Raw genomic sequence first — 22,743 nt, 5'->3', positions numbered from 1 at the left:
AATAATTACAACGAGTTAATAATACTCTCCAAATCAGAGACATACTTCTCTACTCTAAAGCCTTTAACAATTAGTTTTTTATTATTATCTGATTCTTTATCTCTTATATCTTTATTCAAGATTAGAGTTTCTAGCTTTTGAATTAGCTCCTGTTTATTATTATTTATTAAAAAATCGTTTTCATCTCCTAAAAGATACTTACTGCCACTATGGTTTGTACAAACAATTGGCAAATTATAATACATGTATTCCATTAAACTATTAGACATACCTTCTTTTATCGAAATCAAAACACCTATATCGAATTCTGGTAGCGTATTTTTGGCAGATTCTTTATGAATAAAACGAACTCTATGTTCTAGCTTATTACTTTTTACATATTCCTTAGCTTTCTTTACTTTATTTTCATCAAAAATATCGCCTACCAAATGCAACTTAATAAAAGCATGTTTTTTTGATAATTCAAAGAAGCTTTCTAACAATAACATTTGTAGTTTTTCTTCTCTAAAATGTGCTAACATACCAATTATCAACTCTTTACTTTCTTCAATCTTGCTTTTAACTACTTTTTTTGTAGATATTGTTAAAAAATTTGGTGTGAAATGAATCTTTTCTTTTGATACTTTAAAGTTATTTTCTATATCTGTAATGGCTTCAAATGAATTTATAGTAAAAAACTTAGTTTTTAATACAGCTAGCTTTTCTAATTTATCTTTTCTATACACCTCCGACCCTCTATTATTCCAAAATGTTACTTTAGCTCCAGATATTTTTTTACAATACGCAGCTATTAATGATGGACTATTTAAATATGGGATTATTATATCTGGTCTATGTTTTCTTAGTTTTAAAGCAAAAAGCATTAATTTTAAACGAATCTTAAGATACTTGTATTTAGAACCAGCAACTAGTGGATTATTAACGGTAAATATATTTTTTAAATTGTGCTTTTTATAAAATTCTATAAATTGTGGTGAAGCTTTAGCTTTTAGATAAGTATATATAAAAACATTACATTTAAGACTATTTTGTAAATACCCTGCTAAGGTTAACGCTTGTCTTTCTGCTCCTCCAAGTTGTGGAGATTTAAGTATAATAATAACATTACTATTTGTAAAGCTAAAACTCATTTTTTATGAATAGTTTTAATAACTTTATTCTTCATCTTCATAAGAAAACTAACCTCCTTGTTATTTTCATTTTTGTTATTATCATCAATTTTTAATTTATTCTTCGCTTTTGTTAGTTGGTTTTCTACCATATAAAAATATTCTTTAAGGACATCTTCATTTAAAAAACTATCTTTCTCTTTAATACTCAGTTCGGAAAAAAAATGATTTGATTTTTGTTTAAAAAAATCAACATCTATAAAAATCTTGCCTTTATATAAGAGCCCATCACTTAGCCCTTTTAAAGCAAAAATATAATCTTCATCTTTTAATATGTCTTCTTTCCATGAATCTAAAAATTTGCCTAATAACTTTCTGTGTTTTTTAGCATGTAAAAAGAACTTTCTATAAATATCTTGTTTGTTTTGTTCAAAATCATGTAAACCATAATATTTATTGTCAACAAAATACCCGTGTCCGAGTTCTTTCATAGCGATGTATGTACTAGATTCCGGCCTTAAACTTGTTCCTTCTTTGGGGATAAATTCAATAGCTTTTTCTAGCAAGGAAGTTCTATACAAATGTGGTCCTCCAGTTCTAAAATCTTTAAAAAACTTATCATAAACCCAACCTTGATAAATAAAATAACTGTTTTCTAATTTTGAAAATGCATCAACCATTTCCTTTATAGCATTATTAGAAAGTATTAAATCGGCATCTACAGAAAGTGTCCATCGTAAATTTTGTTTGACTCCTATTTCAAAATTACGTCTCACCGCTTCACTAAATGGCTGTTCATTTACTATAAATATATTTTCCTTAATTACTTGTTTTAAGATAGCATTATAGCAAGCCTTTTCGGTTCTTTCTCCTACAGACCTAATAACTACTGTAACATTATCTAACATACTTTTTGATTTTCTTTTTGACTTTTTCAAAAATTGATGCTTTGGATACTTCCATAAATGCTTGATTTTCTATAGCATGACAGCCAATCCAATTTTGAAACCCGTTTTGCGATTTATAAGGATCTATATGAGATATTTCTTCTTTAAATATGTGTTTCCAATTATCAGGCTTTTTTGATGCAACACAAAATAGATATACAGAAGCATTCTCATGAGAATTAAAAGTACAAGACATCATTTTCATATTTTGCTCTTTAAAAAGTCGCTCCATAGAAAGCGGTGTAAAGCGCCAATAATCACCATAATCACCATGCATTGCTTGTAAAAATGGAACAACAACAATAGCTATGTCCTTAGTCATTAAGCATATATTTTCAATGGCTTTATGTACTTTGAATATATGCTCTAAAACAGTATGATTAAACGCAACATCAAATTTATTTTTTAAATCCTCAGGCAGATCTTGTTCTAAATCTAAAAAGATTTCATTTTCAAATCCTTGAAATCCTTTAGCCTCACTTTTGTAATTGGTAATTGTATATGATGAAGCCTTCGAAAAATAATCTTTATAGTAGTTTCCTTCTTTGTCAATATCTTTCCATCCACTAACATTAACAATATCTCCTTCAAACAAATGCGCTATTTTTTTTAGCTCTTTATTACTCCAAATTCTAGGAAGTCTAAAAACTCTATCAATATTTTTATAATATTCTTCTTGACTCATTTAATTATAATTTTTAAACCATAATTCTAACATAAGGATATGGAATTTAACCAAATAATCTGATTCTTTAATGAAATTAAAATTTATAATTCCTAACTTATTTAATTCTCCATTTTTAATAATTGAATCATATTCTTCATTAAATATATTCTTTAAAAACTGAAAACTAAACCCATATTTTGGCATTTTAAATACCTCTTCAGGAATTTTTTTACTTAAATGGTATTTTAATAAAAACTTTTTCTCACCTTGCTTATAATATTTAGCAGATTTTAAACTAAAAATATACTCAAAAATCTCATGATCTAAAAACGGAACTCTAACTTCTAGGGAGTTAGCCATGCTTGATCTATCCGCTCTAGTTAAACTTGGTTGTGGTATAAATGTTTTAAAATTTAAATATTGAGAGTCTTTAATTATATCTCCTGAATTAGCATAATGTTGTTTAAAATACCATAAACCTCTGTTTAAAATACGATCTTTTAAATCATCATTTAAGCATGACAAATTAGAATTGTAAACTCCTGTCATCCAAGTATTATATCTAGACACAAATTCTTTTTCCCTACCATTAATAAAACGCTTAATAATAGACTTATAGTTATATGAATTAAAATAGTTATATAAATCATTATCCCAATTATAACCTGCAAATAGCTCATCACCTCCATCACCTACCAATGCCACCTTATTCGTTTTAGAAGCCAACTTTGACGCATAATAATATGTCAACATCGACGATATGGCATAAGGCTCATCATAATAATATGATATTTTTTTAAAGTCCTCTAAATAGTCAACATTATTATTAAACAAATACTCTTTATGATTTGTATCAAACGTCTTAGCTATGATCTTTGCTATTAAATGTTCACTTCTTTTAGATTCTTCAAAACCTAAAGAAAATGTATTAGGATTATAGCCTAACTCCTTTGCTTGCATCAAAACCGTAGTAGAATCATAACCACCACTTAAAAACAACCCAACAGGAACATCACTTACTAAATGTTCTTTTACCGATTGCTTTAACAATCCATTAATATTATAACGTATTTCTTCTTCACTTTCTTTTTTTTTATCTACTCCCAAAATCCAATACTCGTGCATAGATATCTCATGAGTATTAATATTATATACTAAATAATTTGCTGGAGGTAATTTTTTAAACCCTTTCCAGATACAATTAGGGCTTGGTACATATGAATAAATAAAATAATCTGCTAAAGCGTCTTTGTCTATTTCTTTTTTTATTGATTTATCTTTAATTATTGCTTTTAATTCTGAAGCAAAAACAAATTGGTTATGGTCTTGATAATAGTATAAAGGTTTCATACCAAACCTATCTCTAACAATAAAAACATTATCGCTTTTTTTATCCCATATTGCAAAGGCAAACATGCCTTTAATTTTTTTAAGTAATAAATCAATTCCCCAAGCTTTATATCCGTAAATTAAAACCTCTGTATCTGAATTAGACTTAAATTCATATTGCTTTTTTACAAGTTCTTCTTTTAATACTTTATAGTTATAAATTTCTCCATTAAAAGTTATCAAGATATCTTTTTCATAAGAATACATTGGCTGCTTACCTCTATCAGACAAATCAAGAATAGCTAATCGCCTGTGCCCGAATGCTGCTCTGTCATTATTAAATAACTCTGTACCATACCCATCTGGTCCTCTATGAAACAGCGTGTCTCTCATAGAGTTAAATAACTCTAAAGAAACTTGTTCCTCTTTTTTAATTTGACCAATTATACCACACATTTACTATTTAATTTATACTAATTTTGATTATATCCTGATTCAAATCTTTATATTCCAATTTTTCATTTATAAAACGAAATTTAGTTATTATAAATAATGAATCTAATTCAGATTTAAAAATCTCCTCAGATTGATTTTCACCTTGCCAAATATGTGTTGGTGCATTTGGTAAATCAAACTTTATACTTTTCTGTTTATTATTTATAAATGTTTTTATAAACATTATTAAATCCTTTTTCTTATTGGCATTATATTTATTTACACCATTTGCATCAACATATTTTAAAATGTTAGCTTTGTCCTTAAGAAACAATAGGTTCTCATCAAGAGCACTTCCAAATGTAGAAGTAATAATTTTGTTATTGTTGATAAAGTTGAACCTATTCTGTGCAAAGTTTAAATCATAGGGAGAAAAGAAAGAAGATTCAAGATTAAACACCTCCCCCTCTTTGTTTTTAACTTTAAATTCGTACTTGTTATATATACCAACATCTAACCAAGACAATTTACTCGATGAAAAATAAAAATTAGCTGTTATCAAAAAAACTAAATACGTTAATATTCCTTGTATTTTATTTTTCTTTAACCACAGGTCTTTATATTTAATAAGGCATAGAATAATAACAAGTTCCACTACAATCCATTTCCAGAAAAAAATACCACTGGTAAAAAACACAGACAAGTGAAAAAGTATAAATGATCCCAAAACAAAAATTGATATTCTTTTATGAATTAAAATAATTATAGGGAAAATTAACTCTACAACTATGGTAGTAACTTGTATAACATCATTATATTTTTTTAAAAAATTAGCGATATATAGCTTTGTGTCCCACTCTAAAAAATACAACCAATTATAATCAAGAGTTACCATAAACAATTTGTATAGCTCATTTTTACTCAACCAATTTAACTCTAATTTGCCCAATCCAGCCAGCCAATACCAATTACATATTATCCCTAAAACAATCACATAAAAAAGATATTCTGGTATAGCCTTATACAGTGTTTTTTTAATAACAATGAATAACCATCCAACAATAACTATATCAAAAACAATACTTTTATCTGTAAAGGAATAATCAAAAAACAGAGGATACTGGAATTGTTGAGATAAAACTAAGGACTGTATAACTACAAAAATCAAAAAAGCTGGATTAAAAATGGCTAAAATCAATACTATACAGAGCAATAGCCTGTCTGAAAAACTCCAGTGACCCAAAAAATAATTATAATCATATAGTGTATAATTCCAAGCTAATAGAAAAATACATGTATAAATTATTATTCTAATCCTTACATCTAAACCATCCCAGGTTAGCTTCTTAATTTTTATAATATAAATAGCTATAATTACAGCTAAAACTACTAAGTACAAAAAATTATTATCGCCATATCTTAAATAGTTCCAGAACGAAAAACTACTTTCTTCATTTATTGGAGTCAGAGAAGTTGATATAAACCAATATATCTTATTAACGAAATACGTTATAACAAATAACCAAAAAAGGTTTATTAAAAAATCTTTTAGATTAAACGACCTTCCATTGGCTTTTTTCAGAAAATACAACTCCATGCTTTTTTGCGCTTAATACTTTGCCTGTTCCATAAATATCTATGTTCTCAATATACAAACTGGCTGCATTAATTAAATAATCTAAAACTGCCCCTTCTTTTGCTGCCCAAATATTAACAGAATAAGTTCCTGATAATAAATATGTTTTAGGCACTATTATTTCTATTGTCCCTTTCTTTTTTACAATTTTTAACTTTTCGCCTTGAAAAACGTTATCTATTGTTAAAATTCGTTCTTCATACCCAGCACAAATGGTAACTGCTAGATCTAAACTTTCAATAACATCTTTAGCTTCATATTTTAATGATATCTTTAAACTGGAACCAATAAAAACACCTTCACCATCATTAAATATAATATTAGTAAACCTTAAAGAACCATTACCTTCTCTTTCTTGTTTTTCGCTAACTTTTATATAACTGTTGTCGCTATTAGACTTAACATATTTATCAATAGCTTCATCTGTATTTCCACAAAAAGAAACCTCTCCTTTGTCAAGAATAATACACCTTGAACATAAACTCTTTACTGCTGCCATATTATGACTAACAAATAAAACCGTACGTCCTTCTTCATTCGAAATATCTTGCATCTTTCCAACAGCCTTTTTTTGAAACTCTACATCCCCTACTGCCAAAACTTCATCAATAACTAATATTTCCGGCTCTAAAAAAGCAGCAACCGCAAAAGCTAAACGAACAGTCATTCCAGAAGAATAGCGCTTTACAGGTGTATCAATATAACGTTGACAACCTGAAAACTCAATAATTTCATCTATTTTAGACTTTATTTCTTTTTTAGTCATTCCTAAAATAGCTCCATTCAAAAAGATATTTTCACGCCCAGTCATCTCGCCGTGAAACCCTGTGCCTACCTCTAAAAGAGATGCTATACGTCCTTTTGTTTTTATTTCACCAAGAGTTGGACTTGTAACCTTAGCCAATATTTTTAATAACGTTGACTTACCTGCACCATTTTTTCCTATAATACCTAAAACTTCACCTTTTTTTACTTCAAAATCTATATTACGTATAGCCCAAACATAATCTGATTTTGCTTTAGCACTTCTATCATTAATATCTCCTACTTTTAAATAAGGATCCTCCTTACCTCTTATACTATACCACCACCTATTCAAATCATGACTAATTGTTCCTGTACCAACAAGCCCCAAACGATATTGTTTAGAAACATTTTCAACTTTTAAAATAGTTTCATCCTTCATACTAAACGGTATCAATAAAACTTCTTTCTGTTTTATTAAAAACAATGAGTCCTAATAAAAACATGACAACACTAATAATTAATATATATAGCATCTTATTTATTGAAAACTCTCCTTGTCCTAAGGTCATATATCTAAAAGCTTCAATAATAACTGCCATAGGGTTATACTCTACTAACCAAGATATATTTGGCAATTTTTCTCTAAAATATTTCAAAGGGTACATGACTGCAGATCCATACATTAACAATTGTACAGCAAAAGTTAATAAAAACGTGAGATCTCGATACTTAGTAGTCATTGAAGAAATCATCATACCTGCTCCTAATCCTAATAACCCCATTAAAATTATTATAACTGGTAATAATATTATTTCAAATTGAGGAAAAACATTGTCAGCATCATCTGTAAAGTACTTAAAATATATATAAAAGCAAATAAATACTAAAAGCTGAATTCCAAATTTTAACAAATTAGATATAACAACAGATAATGGCATCACTACTCGAGGAAAATAAACTTTTCCGAAAATGCCTTGGTTTTTCTTAAAAGTATCACTGGTACCTGTCAAACATAGTTTGAAATAGTTCCAGGATGTAATACCAGCAAGATTGAATAAAAAAGCGGGCACTCCATTACCTGTAGGAATACTAGCTAGGTTGTTAAAAATTAATGTAAAGATTAATGATGTAAATAAAGGTTGTATAAAATACCAAAGCGGTCCTAAAATAGTTTGTTTATAGACCGTAATTATATCTCTCTTAACAAATAATAGCACTAAATCACGATACTGCCATATTTCTTTAAAGTTTAAATCTATTAATCTTTTTTTAGGAGAGATTGTATAAAGCCAATTTTCGTTATTATCGCTCAATTATTTATATTATTAATTATTATATTATATCAACTTTTGAATTAAGTTATTTTGAAAAAAGATTTAACCCGAGATATCATTGGTTTTTTTATTTTTTCATCTTCATGATAACCATTAGCATAATTACCATAACCATAGCCATAACCATACCCGTACCCGTATCCATATTTTCCTTTTTGGTCATAACCATTATATATAAAACTTAGGTTGTTTATCTCTCCCTTATTATATTTAGAATTAATAAGGTTTATCATTCCTTTTTTAGTATAGTCTTGTCTTACTACATAAATGGAAGCATCCACATAGTCTATTAACTCCAAAGCATCTGCTACTAATCCCATTGGAGGAGTATCCAACACTATATAGTCATAAGATTTTTTTAAATCTTCAATTAACAAATCCATTCGCTCTCCTATTAGCAATTCAGAAGGATTAGGTGGAATTGGTCCAGAAGTAATCACATCCAAATTCGATACTTTTGTTTGTTTAATTATTTCACTCAGTTTCTTTTGACCAATTAAGTAATTAACCACTCCAGTATCATTTGTAATATCAAAATCTCCAAATATTTTAGGTTTTCTTAAATCTAAACCTACAAGAATGGTTTTTTTTCCACTCATTGCAAAAACTGTAGCAATGTTAATAGAACAATACGTTTTTCCTTCACCACTAACCGATGATGTAACCATGACGGTTTTAGTTCCTTCTAAATTATGCTTTTTATAAAAATATTGTAAACTAGAACGTATAGCCCTAAAACCTTCTGCTATACTAGATTTCGGTTTTAAATGAACTATTAAATTACTATCTAAATAATTTTTACCTACGACTCCCAACAAAGGGATGCTTGATAAATTTTCTAAAGCTTGTGGATTATGTAATTTATTATCAAAAAAGGTTAATAAAAAAGCTAAAAGCAAAGGAGGTAATAAGCCTCCTATCAACGCAAACAAGTAGCGTGAACTTAACTTTAAATCTATAGGAGTTGCTCCTGTATCCTTAGCGGGATCTATTATTAAAATATCAGATATACTGGCTGATTTTATAATCTCTGCTTCGCCTCTCTTTGCTAAAAACACATTGTAAGTTTGCTCACTTATAGAATATTGACGTTGAATATCGAATAATTTTTGTTGAGCTTTAGGCAGCTTTCTTATTTTGGCATCTTCAACAGCAATTTTTGTGTTTGCAAATTCAAGTTCTCTTCTTAAATCGTTAGTAGCTGAGCTAATATTTTCTAAAAGAACTGTTTTTAATCCTTCAATTTGTCTATTTAAATCAGCAAAAATAGTTGCGTCTTTTCTAACTGTAGATCCATATTTAGATTTTTGTACGGATAACCCGTTAATATTTCTAATATTCGTTAGTATATTAGAATCATCTATTCCAGCAACAGAAGGAGCAGGAACCTCTGTAAAGGTATTACTAGTTTGTAAATACGTCTTTAAACTCGCATAATATGCCAATTTTCTGTTTATATCATCTTTCTCAACCTCTAATGATGTAAGCTTATTGTTAACAATAGCAATCTCATCATCCAGATTAAATATTTTATTTTTTTGTCTATAATTATTTAAAGAATCGGCATTTAAAGTAAGTTGAGATTTAACACGATCTAACTGTTCATCAATAAATTTAATAGTATTAGTAACAAATTGATTTTTTCTATTCAACTGATCTTCACTTAAAACTTTGACAGCTTCATTTAAATAATCAACAATTTTAGCTTTATTAACATCTACCATACTTAAATTCAAAATAGCAGAGTTTCTTGGATTGTCTATCACTAATTTCTTTCTGTATTTCGCTACTACAGCATCAAAATCATTGAGCTTAATAAAATATTCGTCTCCCTGGCTTACACTTCTACCATCTAATATGTATATTACTCCATTTAAATAGGGGGTTTTAATTGCGTCACCTATATTAAACTGTTTTTTAAATTCGCCTAAAGGAACATCTAAACTAGCTCTAGTTTTATTAGCAAAATTTTGGGTTTTTACTAAAGTAGATTCAAAATTAATAGAGATTTCATACCTATTATTATCAATAAAAGTTACCTTAATAGGATGGTTTATTAATTGGCTTGTATTGTCTATTAGATTAACTGCAAACGGAGCATCTTTATAAATATCATCTTTTCTAAATCTAGATTGTTTTAAATAAGTTACATAAAACTGAAGATTGTCAACTACTTCTTCATGAATAGAACGCGATTTTAAAGATGTAATCATCGTTTGAACCTTAGCGGACACACCTCCCCAATTGAAAACTAAACTAGTATTAGATGTAAAAAGCGGGTTACTATCATCTTCAACAGAAATTTGGTTACTTAACCTATAAGATTGTTGTTTACGAATATTTTGCTGATAAACTATAAAAACTCCAACCCCAATAAACAATAAGAATAGCTTCCAATAACTTATAACCCTAATTAAAAAAGCTTTTATATCGAATGAAGGTGACTGTGACTCTATAATATCGAATTCTTCTTCCATATTATGATTTTTAAAGATTCTTTGTTAAAAAATAAGTAGATATTAATACAGATAATATTGATGAAATAGTCGTAATATTTTGTATTGCGGTTTGTCCAGTACCAAGAGCCTTACGTTTTAAAGGCTTCACTAATATTATATCGTTCGGTTGGATAAAATAAAATGGAGACTGCATAGCTTTAATATCTGTTAAATCTATATGATGAATTTTTTGCCCATATGGATATTGTCTAATAACTAAAACATCTTTTCTATCTCCAGTTTGTGCAATATCTCCAGCATTTGCAAGAGCTTCAATAATATTTACACGGTCTTGATATAAAACATAAACTCCAGTTCCATTTACTTCTCCAGTAACCGTATATCGTAATCCTGCCAATTTAACAGTAACGTATATTTGAGCGGTTTCCTTAAAATATTGAGCTAACAGTTCTTGTTTTACTTTATCTTCAATTTCGTCAATAGTAAACCCTAAAACATTAATTTCTCCTAAAACAGGAAATTTAATATTACCATGTAAATCAACCGTAAAACCATTAAAGTAAAGACTTTCTTGCCCTCCAGTAGAATTATCTCTTTCCACTGGATTAAAAATAGCAGTAAGCTCCTCATCAAGTGCTTTAACATTAATACTTAAAATATCATTCACCTGTACCCTGTATGGCTTTGATGATTGCCTGAGCATTAAAGAATCATTAATTTTTGTTCCTTTATCTTGTAAATAAACAACATCTTTATTGGTTATACATGAAGTACATAGAATACCAAAAACAAAAATACAGCACCAAAAAAGTCGCTTCATTATATTATAAGTGGGGGTTTGATTTATCACAAATATAAGTTTTCGTCTTGAACAACAAAACTTATAACGGGTTTTTTGGTTTTTTATCCGTTATTTGCAAAAAAATATCCTTTGAATTATTTAACTGTTGAAAACATATCAAAATCTTACGGAGAGTTAACGCTTTTTGAAGGCATTTCTTTTAGTGTACATAAAGATCAAAAAATTGCTTTTGTAGCAAAAAACGGGACTGGTAAAACCTCCATTTTGAATATTATTTCGGGTGATGATGAAGCCGATTCTGGCTCTATAACTTATAGAAAAGATATTGCAGTATCCTTTCTATCACAAGACCCTAAATTTGATAATAAGTTAACCATTGAAGAAACCATTTTTGCTAGCGACAACCCTATTTTAAAAGTCATTGCTAATTATGAAAAAGCGCTTTTAAACTCTGAAGATTCAGAAGCATACCAAGTAGCTTTTGAACAAATGGAACAACATCAGGCTTGGGATTTTGAAACACTTTACAAACAAATACTTTTTAAATTAAAGCTTGAAAATTTAAGTCAAAAAGTAAGCACACTTTCTGGCGGACAAAAAAAACGACTTGCTTTAGCCAATGCATTAATTAATAAACCTGATTTATTGATATTAGATGAGCCTACCAACCATTTAGATTTAGAAATGATCGAGTGGCTAGAAGCTTTTTTTGCTAAAGAGAATATCACGCTATTTATGGTAACGCACGATCGCTATTTTTTAGAACGTGTTTGTAACGAAATTATAGAATTAGACGAAGGCAAACTATACAACTATAAAGGTAATTACTCTTATTACTTAGAAAAACGAGAAGCCAGAATTGAGCAAGAATCTGTTGAAGTAGGTAAAGCAAAACAACTATTCAAAAAAGAACTCGCTTGGATGCGTCGCCAACCCAAAGCCAGAACCACTAAATCGAAGTCACGAATTGACGATTTTCAAGATATAAAACATCGTGCACACCAACGAAGAAACGACCATGAAGTTCAACTTGAATTAAACATGGAGCGTCTTGGTAGTAAGATTTTAGAATTTCATAAAGTATCAAAAGCATTTAAAGATAAAACAATACTCAACAAGTTTGATTACACATTTCAAAAAGGGGAACGTGCCGGTATTATTGGAAAAAATGGTACTGGAAAAACCACCTTTTTAAATATACTAACCCAAACAGCACAGCCAGATTCCGGCAAAGTAGTTAAAGGAGATACCGTTAAGTTTGGATATTATACCCAAAACGGTATTACTATAAAGCCAGAACAAAAAGTTATAGATGTTATTCGGGAATTTGGTGATTATATTCCACTTAAAAAAGGGCGGCAAATTAGTGCACAGCAACTTTTAGAACGCTTTTTATTTAGTAGAAAAAAACAATATGATTTTGTTGAAAAATTAAGCGGTGGCGAACGTAAACGCTTGTACCTATGTACAGTTTTAATTCAGAACCCAAACTTCTTAATTCTTGATGAGCCTACTAACGACTTAGACATAGTAACACTTAACGTACTCGAAAGTTTTCTACTAGATTTTCCGGGATGCGTTATTGTAGTATCTCACGATCGTTATTTTATGGATAAGGTTATTGATCACCTTTTTGTGTTTAGAGGCGAAGGCGTTATTGAAGATTTCCCTGGAAATTATACCGATTATAGAGTTTATGAAGATAGTCAACCCGTAATTTCGAATACACAAGAAGACAAAAAAGACAAAAATGCTTGGAAGAAAAACGATACTAACAAATTATCTTATAATGAAGAAAAAGAGCTTAAAAACATTGAAAGTAAATTGAATTCTTTAGCGTTTGATAAAAAAGAATTAGAAAATAAGTTTAATAATCCTGAGCTTACACAGGATGATATTAATAAGCTCTCTGATGATTTACAGAAAATCATAAATATTATTGAAGTTAAAGAAGAACGTTGGTTTGAATTATCATCGAAACTTGAGGAATAGTTTAGCTCGCAAAGGCGCTAAGACGCAAAGCATCTGTGTTGTTTAAATTGAAGCAATTAGCTAATGAATACCGAGCGAGACTGCAAACTGCGACTGAATACTGAATACTGATAAATGTATCAAATCATTCAATACATAAAATTCTTAATAAGATCTACCAATCAACACGGTGTGCACTCTCCTTTTGTTTATGATTTGGTTACTCAATGTTTTTACGATAAAACAAATTATGATGCTTTCAAGCACATTTTAAACTATAAAAAAGATCTTCTAAAAAACAATACAAGCATTAAAGTAACTGATTTGGGTGCAGGTTCGCAAGTAATGAAACAAAAAGAACGTAGCATTTCATCAATGGCTAAACATGCAGGTTCAACCATTAAAAAAGCAAAACTAATTCATCGACTGGTAAAGTATTTTAATCCAAAAGACATTTTAGAATTAGGCACCTCTCTTGGAGTCGCAACACACGCTATGGGCTTAGTAAATCAAGAAACTAAAATTACTACCATAGAAGGCTGCCCTAATATTTCGGAGTTTTCAAAAGCAAATTTTAAAAAGTGTCAATTAAATAATATTGATTTAAAAACTGGTGGTTTTAACAACATCTTAAGCCAATTATTAACTAATAATTACGATTTTGTTTTTTTTGACGGTAATCATCAAAAAGAAGCTACTTTAAAGTATTTCGAAATGCTTTTGCAAACAACCTATAATGATTCAGTGTTTATTTTTGATGATATTTATTGGTCTAAAGGCATGACAGAAGCTTGGGAAACTATTAAACAACACCCTAAAGTTACCGTAACCATCGATACCTTTTTTTGGGGGGTTGTGTTTTTTAGAAAAGAACAAGCTAAAGAGCATTTTGCAATTAGAATTTAAAAAAGTAAATTGCAGTAAATTCTTAACCTAAAAGCTTAAATTTTTCTAAACCCCAATAATTAATATGGCTAAATATTACGAATCTTCAGGTAAGTTCGATTACAAATCATTTTTATATTTCATTCTAATCTCAATAACTGTTCTACCATTACTTGGTTTAGCTTATGCTTATTGTATTTGGTACATTCCTTTTATATACATCAATTTTATTATTGCAGGTATTTTAGGTCTTATAATTTCTTGGTTTACAAAAAAATTTGTTATTAAACTAGGCAAAGTAAGAAATTCCATCTTAGCCATTATCTTTGGATTATTAGCGGGTTTAGTCTGTATGTATTTTCATTGGGCAGTATGGGTCGACCTAGTTATTAACGCAGGAGAAAGTTATGGAAATTCGAGAATTGGAGTAACCGTAAGTAACATTAAAATCTTAGATGTATTTGCACTAGCATCACAACCAGAAATATTATTTAGTTTAATAACAGAGATTAATGAATATGGTACTTGGGGATTACGTTCAACAACAGTAAGTGGTATATTTCTTAGTATTATTTGGATTATAGAACTGCTAATAATAGTGGGCATCTCTACTATTATTCCTATTTCTGCGGCAAAAGAACCGTTTTGTGAATTAGATAACAAATGGTTCAAAGAAAAAGTACTTCCAATTTTTAGTTATATCGAAAACAGATCAGATTTTCTTGCAAATTTAGAACAATCTAATCCTGAAACTTTTAGCCAAATCATAAGAGCTGAAAACCTAGAACAAAACCATAGTATATTTACGCTTTATAAATCAGAAAAAGGCGAAAATTATTTATCTGTACAAACTAGAAGAGCTAAAAAAAATAAAAAAGATGAAATTGAATTTGATGACACCGACGTTGCAAAATATATTTACCTTAACCCAGAATTAGTTAGAATTGTATCTGAAAAATAATTCATAAACTAAAATCTACGGTGTAACTTCGTATGAATGAAAAGAGATGAATTAGATTTGTTTCTTTAAAATATAAATAGCGGATTATATCTGACCTCTAAAATATTAACAATTAACAGATGAAAATCTATACAAAAACAGGTGACAAAGGTACCACGGCATTATTTGGAGGTACTCGTGTACCAAAACATCATATTCGTATTGAAAGTTACGGAACGATTGATGAACTAAATTCGCACTTAGGTTTAATTCGTGATCAAGAAATTAATCAAAAATACAAAGATTTATTAATTCATATTCAAGATAGGCTTTTTACTGTTGGGGCTATTTTAGCAACCGACCCTGAAAAAGCTATTTTAAAAAGCGGAAAAGAACGTTTAAATATTCCTAAAATTTCTTCTGAAGACATCGAACGTTTAGAAAAAGAAATAGATACAATGAATACTGAGCTTCCACCTATGACGCATTTTGTACTTCCTGGAGGCCACCAAACGGTGTCATTCTGTCACATAGCACGTTGTGTATGCCGTAGAGCAGAACGTTTAACTACGGCTCTTAATGATGTTGAGGGAATCGAACCTAATGCATTAATGTACTTAAACCGACTTTCTGACTATCTTTTTGTATTGGCACGAAAGTTGTCTTACGATTTACAAGCAAATGAGATTAAATGGATTCCCGAAAAAGAATCTTAATAAAAACGGCTTAAAAACATTAATAAAACAGTAATAATTTCACCTGTTTAGATTACAAATAGAGATACGTTCTTAAAATTAATGATTAAATAATTCATTTTTTTCTTGTCTGTTTAAACTAAAAAATTATTTTTGCAAAAAATTAAACACAATAGAAAATGTATTGGACATTAGAATTAGCATCTTATTTAAGTGATGCGCCTTGGCCAGCAACAAAAGACGAATTAATAGATTATGCTATTAGAACGGGGGCACCGTTAGAAGTTGTTGAAAATTTACAATCAATCGAAGATGAAGGTGATTCATACGATTCCATTGAAGAAATCTGGTCTGATTACCCAACTGATGAAGATTATCTCTGGAATGAAGACGAATATTAATATAAAGCATAAAGAATAGTTAAAAAGTCTCGATTTGAGGCTTTTTTTTTGTCTTAATCTTTATAAAACATCATAACAAAATGTATCTTTGAATGCTCTGTAAAAAGCAATTAAATAAAATATAACAAAGTTACTCTTGGAACTACCTCTGAGTAAAAATTAAAATATAAAAACATGAGTTTTTTAAATTCTGTACTTAAAGTATTTGTTGGTGACAAGTCAAAACAAGACGTAAAAGCCATCTACCCTATTCTAAATCAAGTCAAAACCTTTGAAGCTGCTTTAGAAGCCTTGTCCCATGACGAATTACGTGGCAAAACAGATGAGTTCAAAAGCAAAATTGCTGAAGCTACTAAAGGCATCAAAGAGCAAATGTCGAATCTTTTAGAAGAAGCAGAAAACACTGAAGACATAGACAGAAGAGAAGATATTTATCAAGATATTGATAAATTAAAAGATGATGCTTACAATGCTACTGAAGCGGTCTTAAACGATATCTTACCTGAAGCTTTTGCTGTCATTAAAGAAACTGCAAAACGTTTTGTAAATAATACAAGTATTTACGTTACTGCAAGCACTTTTGATAGAGAACTATCTGGAACAAAAGAGTATGTTGTTTTAGAAGATGATAAAGCAGTTTGGGCCAATTCTTGGGATGCCGCTGGGAAAGCTGTCACTTGGGACATGATTCATTACGATGTACAACTTATTGGAGGTATAGCTATGCATCAAGGTAAAATTGCTGAAATGCAAACTGGTGAAGGTAAAACCTTAGTAGCTACCCTTCCGGTATATTTAAATGCGCTTTCCGGAAAAGGCGTTCATTTAGTTACTGTAAATGATTACTTAGCAAAACGTGATAGCGCATGGATGGCTCCAATTTTTGAATTCCATGGCTTAAGTGTTGATTGTATTGATTACCATCAACCAAATTCCGATGCCAGAAAAAAAGCCTATAATGCCGATATTACTTATGGAACCAATAACGAATTTGGGTTCGATTATCTACGTGATAATATGGCACATTCGCCTGACGACTTAGTACAACGCCCACATAATTATGCGATTGTAGATGAGGTGGATTCAGTTTTAGTAGATGATGCTCGTACACCATTGATTATTTCCGGACCAATTCCTCAAGGAGAACGTCATGAATTTACAGAGTTAAAACCTAAAGTAGATGACATTGTAAGTGTACAGCGTAAATATTTAACTGGCGTTTTAGCAGAAGCTAAGAAATTAATTAAAGCAGGTGATACAAAAGAAGGCGGTTTCCAGTTACTTCGTGCCTATCGTGGTATTCCTAAAAACAAAGCACTTATTAAGTTTTTGAGTGAAGAAGGGGTAAAACTATTACTTCAAAAAACGGAGAATTTCTACATGCAAGACAACAACCGTGAAATGCCAAAGGTTGATGCTGAATTGTACTATGTTATTGAAGAAAAAAACAATCAAATTGAATTGACCGACAAAGGGATCGAATATCTCTCAGGAAAAGATAATCCAGACTTTTTTATCTTACCGGAAATAGGGCTTGAAGTCGCTAAAATTGAAAAACAAAATCTTTCTGCAGAAGAAGAAGCTAATTTAAAAGAAGACTTATTTAAAGATTTTGGCGTAAAATCAGAACGTATCCATACACTTAATCAACTTTTAAAAGCATACGCTTTATTCGAAAAAGACACGCAATATGTGGTCATGGAAAATAAAGTAATGATTGTGGATGAGCAAACAGGTCGTATTATGGACGGGCGTCGTTATAGTGACGGATTACACCAAGCAATTGAAGCCAAGGAAAATGTGAAAATTGAAGATGCTACCCAAACCTTTGCTACTGTAACACTTCAAAATTACTTTAGAATGTACCGAAAATTATCTGGTATGACCGGTACTGCAGTTACAGAGGCTGGTGAATTCTGGGAAATCTATAAATTAGATGTTGTTGAAATCCCTACCAACAGACCAATTGCCAGAGATGATAGAGAAGATTTAGTTTATAAAACAAAACGTGAAAAATATAATGCGGTTATTGATGATGTTACCAAACTATCTCAAGCTGGTCGTCCGGTTCTAATTGGTACGACTTCTGTAGAAATTAGTGAGTTACTTGGTAAAATGCTAAGTATTCGTAAAATATCTCATAATGTATTAAATGCAAAACAACATAAAAAAGAGGCAGATATTGTTGATCAAGCGGGTAAATCAGGGCAAGTAACTATCGCCACAAACATGGCAGGTCGTGGTACCGATATCAAATTATCTGATGAGGTTAAAGCTGCTGGTGGTTTAGCCATTGTTGGTACAGAACGTCACGATTCACGTCGTGTAGACAGACAGTTACGTGGTCGTGCCGGTCGTCAGGGAGACCCAGGAAGTTCACAGTTCTACGTATCCCTAGAAGATAACTTAATGCGTTTATTTGGTAGCGAACGTATTGCGAAAATGATGGATAAAATGGGACTCAAAGAAGGTGAAGTCATTCAGCATTCTATGATTTCTAAATCCATTGAACGTGCTCAGAAAAAAGTGGAGGAAAACAATTTTGGGGTTCGTAAGCGTTTATTAGAATATGATGATGTTATGAATGCACAACGTGAGGTCGTTTATAAACGTCGTCACCATGCTTTATTTGGAGAACGTCTTCGTGTAGATTTAGCAAATATGATTTTTGATACCTCAGAAGGTATTGCAGAAACGAACAAGGGTGCTAACGATTATAAAAATTTCGAATTTGAATTAATTCGTTATTTCTCAATGAATTCTCCAATTACTGAAGAAGAATTTGGTAAACTTTCCGCGCAAGAAATCACATCTAAAATATACAAAGCTGCTTTCGAGCATTACAGAGAAAAAATGAACCGCAATGCAGAAATTGCATTTCCGGTCATTAAAAATGTATATGAAACACAACGTGATAAATTCAAACGTATCGTCGTACCATTTACTGATGGTATTAAAAGTTTAAATGTTGTTACCGATCTTGAAAAAGCTTACCAAACTAACGGTAAACAATTAATTACCGATTTTGAAAAGAATATCACACTTGCCATTATAGATGATGCTTGGAAAACACATTTACGTAAAATGGATGAGTTAAAACAATCCGTACAATTGGCAGTACACGAACAAAAAGACCCATTACTTATCTATAAATTTGAGTCGTTTGAATTGTTTAAGGAGATGATAGATCAAGTAAATAAAGATGTTATTTCATTCTTATTTAAAGGCGAGTTACCTCAAGAAACGCAAAATACCATTCAAGAAGCAAGACAAACGCGTAGAAAAGAGAATTTAAAAACACAAAAGGACGAAATACCTAACCTGGATGAACGTTCTGCACAAAACAGAGCAGCTGGTAACACACAACGCCAGCAAGAAGTTGTAGAAACGATTGTTCGAGACAGGCCAAAAATTGGACGCAATGATCGTGTTACTATTAAACATGTTATGAATGGCGAAAACAAAACGCTTAAGTACAAACAAGCAGAGCCATTAATTGCCAAAGGTGATTGGGTTTTGGTTGAAGATTAAATCAAATTTCTGTAAAAACAGGAATCTAATAATATTAAAATCCTAACAGATTACTGTTGGGATTTTTTTATTGACCAAACCGTAACCAACAACTAACAACTAACAACTAACAACTAACAACTAACAACTAATTTACAACCTCCCCATACAAATCAAAATCTTCAGCTTCAGTAATTTTTACAGTAGTAAATTCTCCTGTTTTTAAATAGGTTTTAGTAGCGTCAATCAATACTTCGTTATCAACATCTGGTGAATCATATTCCGTACGTCCAATAAAATAGTTGCCCTCTTTTCTATCAATAACTACTTTAAAAGTTTTATCTATTTTCTCTTGATTGAGTTCCCATGAAATCTGCGATTGCACTTCCATAATCTGGTTAGCGCGTTCAATTTTTACATCTTCAGGAACATCATCTTCTAAATTATAAGCATGCGTATTTTCTTCATGGGAATATGTAAAGCAACCCAAGCGCTCAAAACGCATATCTGTAACCCATTGTTTTAATGTTTGAAAGTCTTCTTCTGTCTCACCAGGATATCCAACGATAAGCGTTGTTCTAATAGTCATATCAGGAACTGTAGCCCTAAATTCTTTAAGTAACTTGGTGGTTTTTTCTTTAGTGGTACCTCGGCGCATACTTTTTAAAATAGCATCTGAAATATGCTGCAACGGAATATCTAAATAATTACAAATTTTAGATTCCCGATTCATAACCTCTAAAACATCCATTGGAAAGCCTGTTGGAAATGCATAATGCAAGCGGATCCATTCTACACCTTCAACTTTTACTAAAGCTTCTAATAACTCTGCTAAATTTCTTTTTTTATATAAATCTAAACCATAATAGGTTAAATCTTGAGCTATTAAAATAAGTTCTTTAACACCTTTTGCTGCTAGTTTTTCAGCTTCTACAACAATGTCTTCAATGGGCGTACTTTTATGCTTTCCTCGCATGATAGGAATGGCACAAAAACTACAGGGCCTGTCGCAGCCTTCAGCAATCTTTAAATAAGCGTAATTCTTAGGTGTCGTTGTTAAACGCTCTCCTATGAGTTCGTGCTTATAATCGGCTCCTAAAGCCTTAAGTAAATGAGGTAGTTCTGTGGTGCCAAAATAGGCATCTACATTAGGAATTTCCTTTTGCAAGTCTGGTTTATACCGCTCACTTAAACACCCCGTAACGAAGACTTTATCCACGTCTCCTGCTTCCTTCTTTTGCATGAACTCTAAGATCGTATTCACACTTTCTTCCTTGGCATTATTAATAAATCCGCAGGTATTAATAACTACAATATTCCCCTCTTCTTCATGAACAACATCTTTGCCACTGGCTTTTAGTTGCCCCATTAACACTTCGCTATCGTAAACATTTTTACTACAGCCTAGGGTTACTACATTTATCTTATTCTTCTTAAGGGTTTTTGTGCGCATACAAATATTTATAAGGGCGCAAAGATACGGAATCATTTATGATAAATGATTCCTGACCTATGAATTGTCAAGAGTCCCTTTTAGGCTTGAATTTTAGATATTGAAGTGGTTTAAACTTTTTATAATTGACTACAAAATGTCCTTTTACCTCCACATTTTGTCTTTTTATTACTCCGTAGCGATGCTATGCAGCTCAAAAAAGCCTTCATTTGGAAATAAAACTACTATTTTTCGCTTCAATCAAAAAAATTCAAATCACTTCATTAACTAAACCTTTTATATATTTAACCGTCTTAAATAAAAACCTATTTGTTATGAAAAAGATGATCTACTCCATATTTTTGGTTATTATTTCTTTTTTTAGTTGTGCCTCTGATGATACGGCTACTGATATTCCTCAAACATCTAACGACCTATATTTTCCTCCTACAGATTCTAATATATGGGAAACCTTAAGCCTTGAAGAATTAGAATGGAATGAAACCGTGCTACAATCACTTTTAGACTATGTGGAAAGCAAAAACACCAAAGCTTTTCTTATCTTAAAAAATGGAAAAATTGCTGTGGAGTGGTATGGTAACGGTGAAGATGCTAATTCTAATTTAGCTTGGAATTCTGCCGCAAAAACCTTGGTCGCTTTTACTACTGGCATCGCTCAAAATGAAGGGTTTCTAAATATTAACGATGCTTCAAAAGGTTATTTAGACAACGGTTGGTCTAACTTAACACCTGAACAGGAATCAGACATTACTATTTGGAACCATTTAACTATGACTACCGGATTGGATTATACAGTAATTAATAATAATTGCACGGACCCAGATTGTTTTATTTATAAAAATGAACCTGGAAGCTTTTGGTATTACCATAACGGTACCTACACCATACTTCACGATATAGTTTCTGGAGCTGTTAACACAGATTTCAATAGTTATTTCAATGCCAAATTAAAAAATAAAATTGGCATGCAAGGAGCCTGGATTCCTTTTGGATATTATAAATTATACTATAGCAATGCCAGAAGTATGGCTAGGTTTGGTTTACTTAATTTAAACAAAGGTATTTGGAACGGCATCAATATTTTAAATGATGAAAACTATTTTAATGACATGACTAATGCCTCGCAAAACCTTAATAAAGCTTATGGATATTTATGGTGGTTAAATGGAAAAGACAGCTATAGAGGTCCTGGGTTAACGTCTGAATTTCAAGGGAAACTAATCCCAAATGCACCTGATGATTTGATAGCGGGTTTGGGGAAAAATGACCAAAAAATGTACATTATCCCGAGTCAAAACCTTGTTATCATTAGAATGGGTGACGATGCAGGTGAATCATTACTTGGTCCCTCAAGTTTTGACAATGACCTTTGGGAAGAAATAAATAAGTTAATTTACTATACCAATTGAATTTCAAGATGATT

17 protein-coding genes are annotated in these 22,743 nt (G+C 30.7%); 7 read left to right on the top strand and 10 right to left on the bottom strand.

Features of this window, described 5'->3' with window-relative positions; translation table 11 throughout:
• Positions 1–5 precede the first annotated feature (5 nt).
• From Q4Q47_RS22350 to Q4Q47_RS22310, 9 genes are read right to left on the bottom strand one after another with little or no spacing between them, the layout of a single operon-like run.
• A complete protein-coding gene (locus Q4Q47_RS22350; protein WP_303308950.1) occupies positions 6–1,130 on the bottom strand; it encodes a glycosyltransferase family 4 protein in 1,125 nt (374 codons plus the stop codon).
• On the bottom strand, positions 1,127–2,047 hold the full coding sequence (locus Q4Q47_RS22345; protein ID WP_303308949.1) for a hypothetical protein: 921 nt from the start codon (positions 2,045–2,047) through the stop codon (positions 1,127–1,129). Before Q4Q47_RS22345 ends, Q4Q47_RS22350 begins: the two co-directional genes overlap by 4 nt.
• Entirely contained in the window at positions 2,007–2,741 is a 735-nt protein-coding gene (locus Q4Q47_RS22340; RefSeq protein WP_303308948.1) for a hypothetical protein, read from the bottom strand. The genes Q4Q47_RS22345 and Q4Q47_RS22340 overlap by 41 nt, the downstream gene beginning before the upstream one ends.
• On the bottom strand, positions 2,742–4,508 hold the full coding sequence (gene asnB, locus Q4Q47_RS22335; RefSeq protein ID WP_303308947.1) for an asparagine synthase (glutamine-hydrolyzing): 1,767 nt from the start codon (positions 4,506–4,508) through the stop codon (positions 2,742–2,744).
• A 7-nt stretch (positions 4,509–4,515) separates the two neighbouring features.
• Entirely contained in the window at positions 4,516–6,084 is a 1,569-nt protein-coding gene (locus tag Q4Q47_RS22330) for a hypothetical protein (protein WP_303308946.1), read from the bottom strand.
• Positions 6,041–7,309 (bottom strand): ABC transporter ATP-binding protein, encoded by a 1,269-nt coding sequence (locus Q4Q47_RS22325; protein ID WP_303308945.1) that lies wholly within the window; start codon positions 7,307–7,309, stop codon positions 6,041–6,043. Before Q4Q47_RS22325 ends, Q4Q47_RS22330 begins: the two co-directional genes overlap by 44 nt.
• A 1-nt stretch (position 7,310) precedes the next feature.
• Positions 7,311–8,183, bottom strand: coding sequence for an ABC transporter permease (locus Q4Q47_RS22320; protein ID WP_303308944.1), 873 nt, complete (start codon positions 8,181–8,183; stop codon positions 7,311–7,313).
• A 41-nt stretch (positions 8,184–8,224) separates the two neighbouring features.
• Positions 8,225–10,681 carry an exopolysaccharide transport family protein gene (locus Q4Q47_RS22315; protein ID WP_303308943.1) on the bottom strand — a complete coding sequence of 819 codons (2,457 nt, stop codon included), beginning with the start codon at positions 10,679–10,681 and terminating at the stop codon, positions 8,225–8,227.
• Between the two features lie 10 nt (positions 10,682–10,691).
• Entirely contained in the window at positions 10,692–11,483 is a 792-nt protein-coding gene (locus tag Q4Q47_RS22310; protein ID WP_303308942.1) for a polysaccharide biosynthesis/export family protein, read from the bottom strand.
• A 111-nt stretch (positions 11,484–11,594) separates the two neighbouring features.
• Between Q4Q47_RS22310 and abc-f the strand changes: the two genes are divergently transcribed.
• The 6 genes from abc-f (at position 11,595) to secA (ending at position 19,888) form a co-directional block, all read left to right on the top strand.
• A complete protein-coding gene (gene abc-f, locus Q4Q47_RS22305) occupies positions 11,595–13,457 on the top strand; it encodes a ribosomal protection-like ABC-F family protein (RefSeq protein WP_303308941.1) in 1,863 nt (620 codons plus the stop codon).
• A 114-nt stretch (positions 13,458–13,571) separates the two neighbouring features.
• Positions 13,572–14,342, top strand: coding sequence for an O-methyltransferase (locus Q4Q47_RS22300; protein ID WP_303308940.1), 771 nt, complete (start codon positions 13,572–13,574; stop codon positions 14,340–14,342).
• 64 nt (positions 14,343–14,406) lie between these two features.
• Complete coding sequence (locus Q4Q47_RS22295; protein WP_303308939.1) at positions 14,407–15,282, top strand: hypothetical protein; 876 nt, start codon at positions 14,407–14,409, stop codon at positions 15,280–15,282.
• Positions 15,283–15,401: 119 nt separating this feature from the next.
• On the top strand, positions 15,402–15,977 hold the full coding sequence (locus Q4Q47_RS22290; protein ID WP_303308938.1) for a cob(I)yrinic acid a,c-diamide adenosyltransferase: 576 nt from the start codon (positions 15,402–15,404) through the stop codon (positions 15,975–15,977).
• Between the two features lie 158 nt (positions 15,978–16,135).
• Positions 16,136–16,357 (top strand): DUF2795 domain-containing protein, encoded by a 222-nt coding sequence (locus Q4Q47_RS22285; RefSeq protein ID WP_019387375.1) that lies wholly within the window; start codon positions 16,136–16,138, stop codon positions 16,355–16,357.
• A 174-nt stretch (positions 16,358–16,531) separates the two neighbouring features.
• The gene (gene secA / locus Q4Q47_RS22280; RefSeq protein WP_303308937.1) at positions 16,532–19,888 is read left to right on the top strand and encodes a preprotein translocase subunit SecA; all 3,357 of its coding nucleotides are present in this window, start codon (positions 16,532–16,534) and stop codon (positions 19,886–19,888) included.
• A gap of 127 nt (positions 19,889–20,015) precedes the next feature.
• On the opposite strand, the gene rimO is transcribed toward secA, so the two are convergent.
• The gene (rimO, locus tag Q4Q47_RS22275; protein ID WP_303308936.1) at positions 20,016–21,320 is read right to left on the bottom strand and encodes a 30S ribosomal protein S12 methylthiotransferase RimO; all 1,305 of its coding nucleotides are present in this window, start codon (positions 21,318–21,320) and stop codon (positions 20,016–20,018) included.
• A 314-nt stretch (positions 21,321–21,634) separates the two neighbouring features.
• Between rimO and Q4Q47_RS22270 the strand changes: the two genes are divergently transcribed.
• On the top strand, positions 21,635–22,729 hold the full coding sequence (locus Q4Q47_RS22270) for a serine hydrolase domain-containing protein (protein ID WP_303308935.1): 1,095 nt from the start codon (positions 21,635–21,637) through the stop codon (positions 22,727–22,729).
• The last annotated feature ends 14 nt before the right edge of the window (positions 22,730–22,743 follow it).

Origin of the sequence: Flavivirga spongiicola (assembly GCF_030540825.1) — a bacterium.
Taxonomy (GTDB): Bacteria; Bacteroidota; Bacteroidia; order Flavobacteriales; family Flavobacteriaceae; genus Flavivirga; species Flavivirga spongiicola.
Note: the sequence above shows the minus strand (reverse complement) of the source record. Positions and strands in the feature narration are given on the sequence as shown.

Coding starts and splice junctions, on each gene's coding strand:
- rimO (WP_303308936.1), bottom strand. CDS start 21,320: ATGCGCACAAAAACCCTTAAGAAGAATAAGATAAATGTAGTAACCCTA.
- Q4Q47_RS22315 (WP_303308943.1), bottom strand. CDS start 10,681: ATGGAAGAAGAATTCGATATTATAGAGTCACAGTCACCTTCATTCGAT.
- Q4Q47_RS22295 (WP_303308939.1), top strand. CDS start 14,407: ATGGCTAAATATTACGAATCTTCAGGTAAGTTCGATTACAAATCATTT.
- Q4Q47_RS22270 (WP_303308935.1), top strand. CDS start 21,635: ATGAAAAAGATGATCTACTCCATATTTTTGGTTATTATTTCTTTTTTT.
- Q4Q47_RS22350 (WP_303308950.1), bottom strand. CDS start 1,130: ATGAGTTTTAGCTTTACAAATAGTAATGTTATTATTATACTTAAATCT.
- Q4Q47_RS22325 (WP_303308945.1), bottom strand. CDS start 7,309: ATGAAGGATGAAACTATTTTAAAAGTTGAAAATGTTTCTAAACAATAT.
- Q4Q47_RS22340 (WP_303308948.1), bottom strand. CDS start 2,741: ATGAGTCAAGAAGAATATTATAAAAATATTGATAGAGTTTTTAGACTT.
- Q4Q47_RS22300 (WP_303308940.1), top strand. CDS start 13,572: ATGTATCAAATCATTCAATACATAAAATTCTTAATAAGATCTACCAAT.
- asnB (WP_303308947.1), bottom strand. CDS start 4,508: ATGTGTGGTATAATTGGTCAAATTAAAAAAGAGGAACAAGTTTCTTTA.
- Q4Q47_RS22310 (WP_303308942.1), bottom strand. CDS start 11,483: ATGAAGCGACTTTTTTGGTGCTGTATTTTTGTTTTTGGTATTCTATGT.
- Q4Q47_RS22330 (WP_303308946.1), bottom strand. CDS start 6,084: ATGGAGTTGTATTTTCTGAAAAAAGCCAATGGAAGGTCGTTTAATCTA.
- Q4Q47_RS22285 (WP_019387375.1), top strand. CDS start 16,136: ATGTATTGGACATTAGAATTAGCATCTTATTTAAGTGATGCGCCTTGG.
- secA (WP_303308937.1), top strand. CDS start 16,532: ATGAGTTTTTTAAATTCTGTACTTAAAGTATTTGTTGGTGACAAGTCA.
- Q4Q47_RS22290 (WP_303308938.1), top strand. CDS start 15,402: ATGAAAATCTATACAAAAACAGGTGACAAAGGTACCACGGCATTATTT.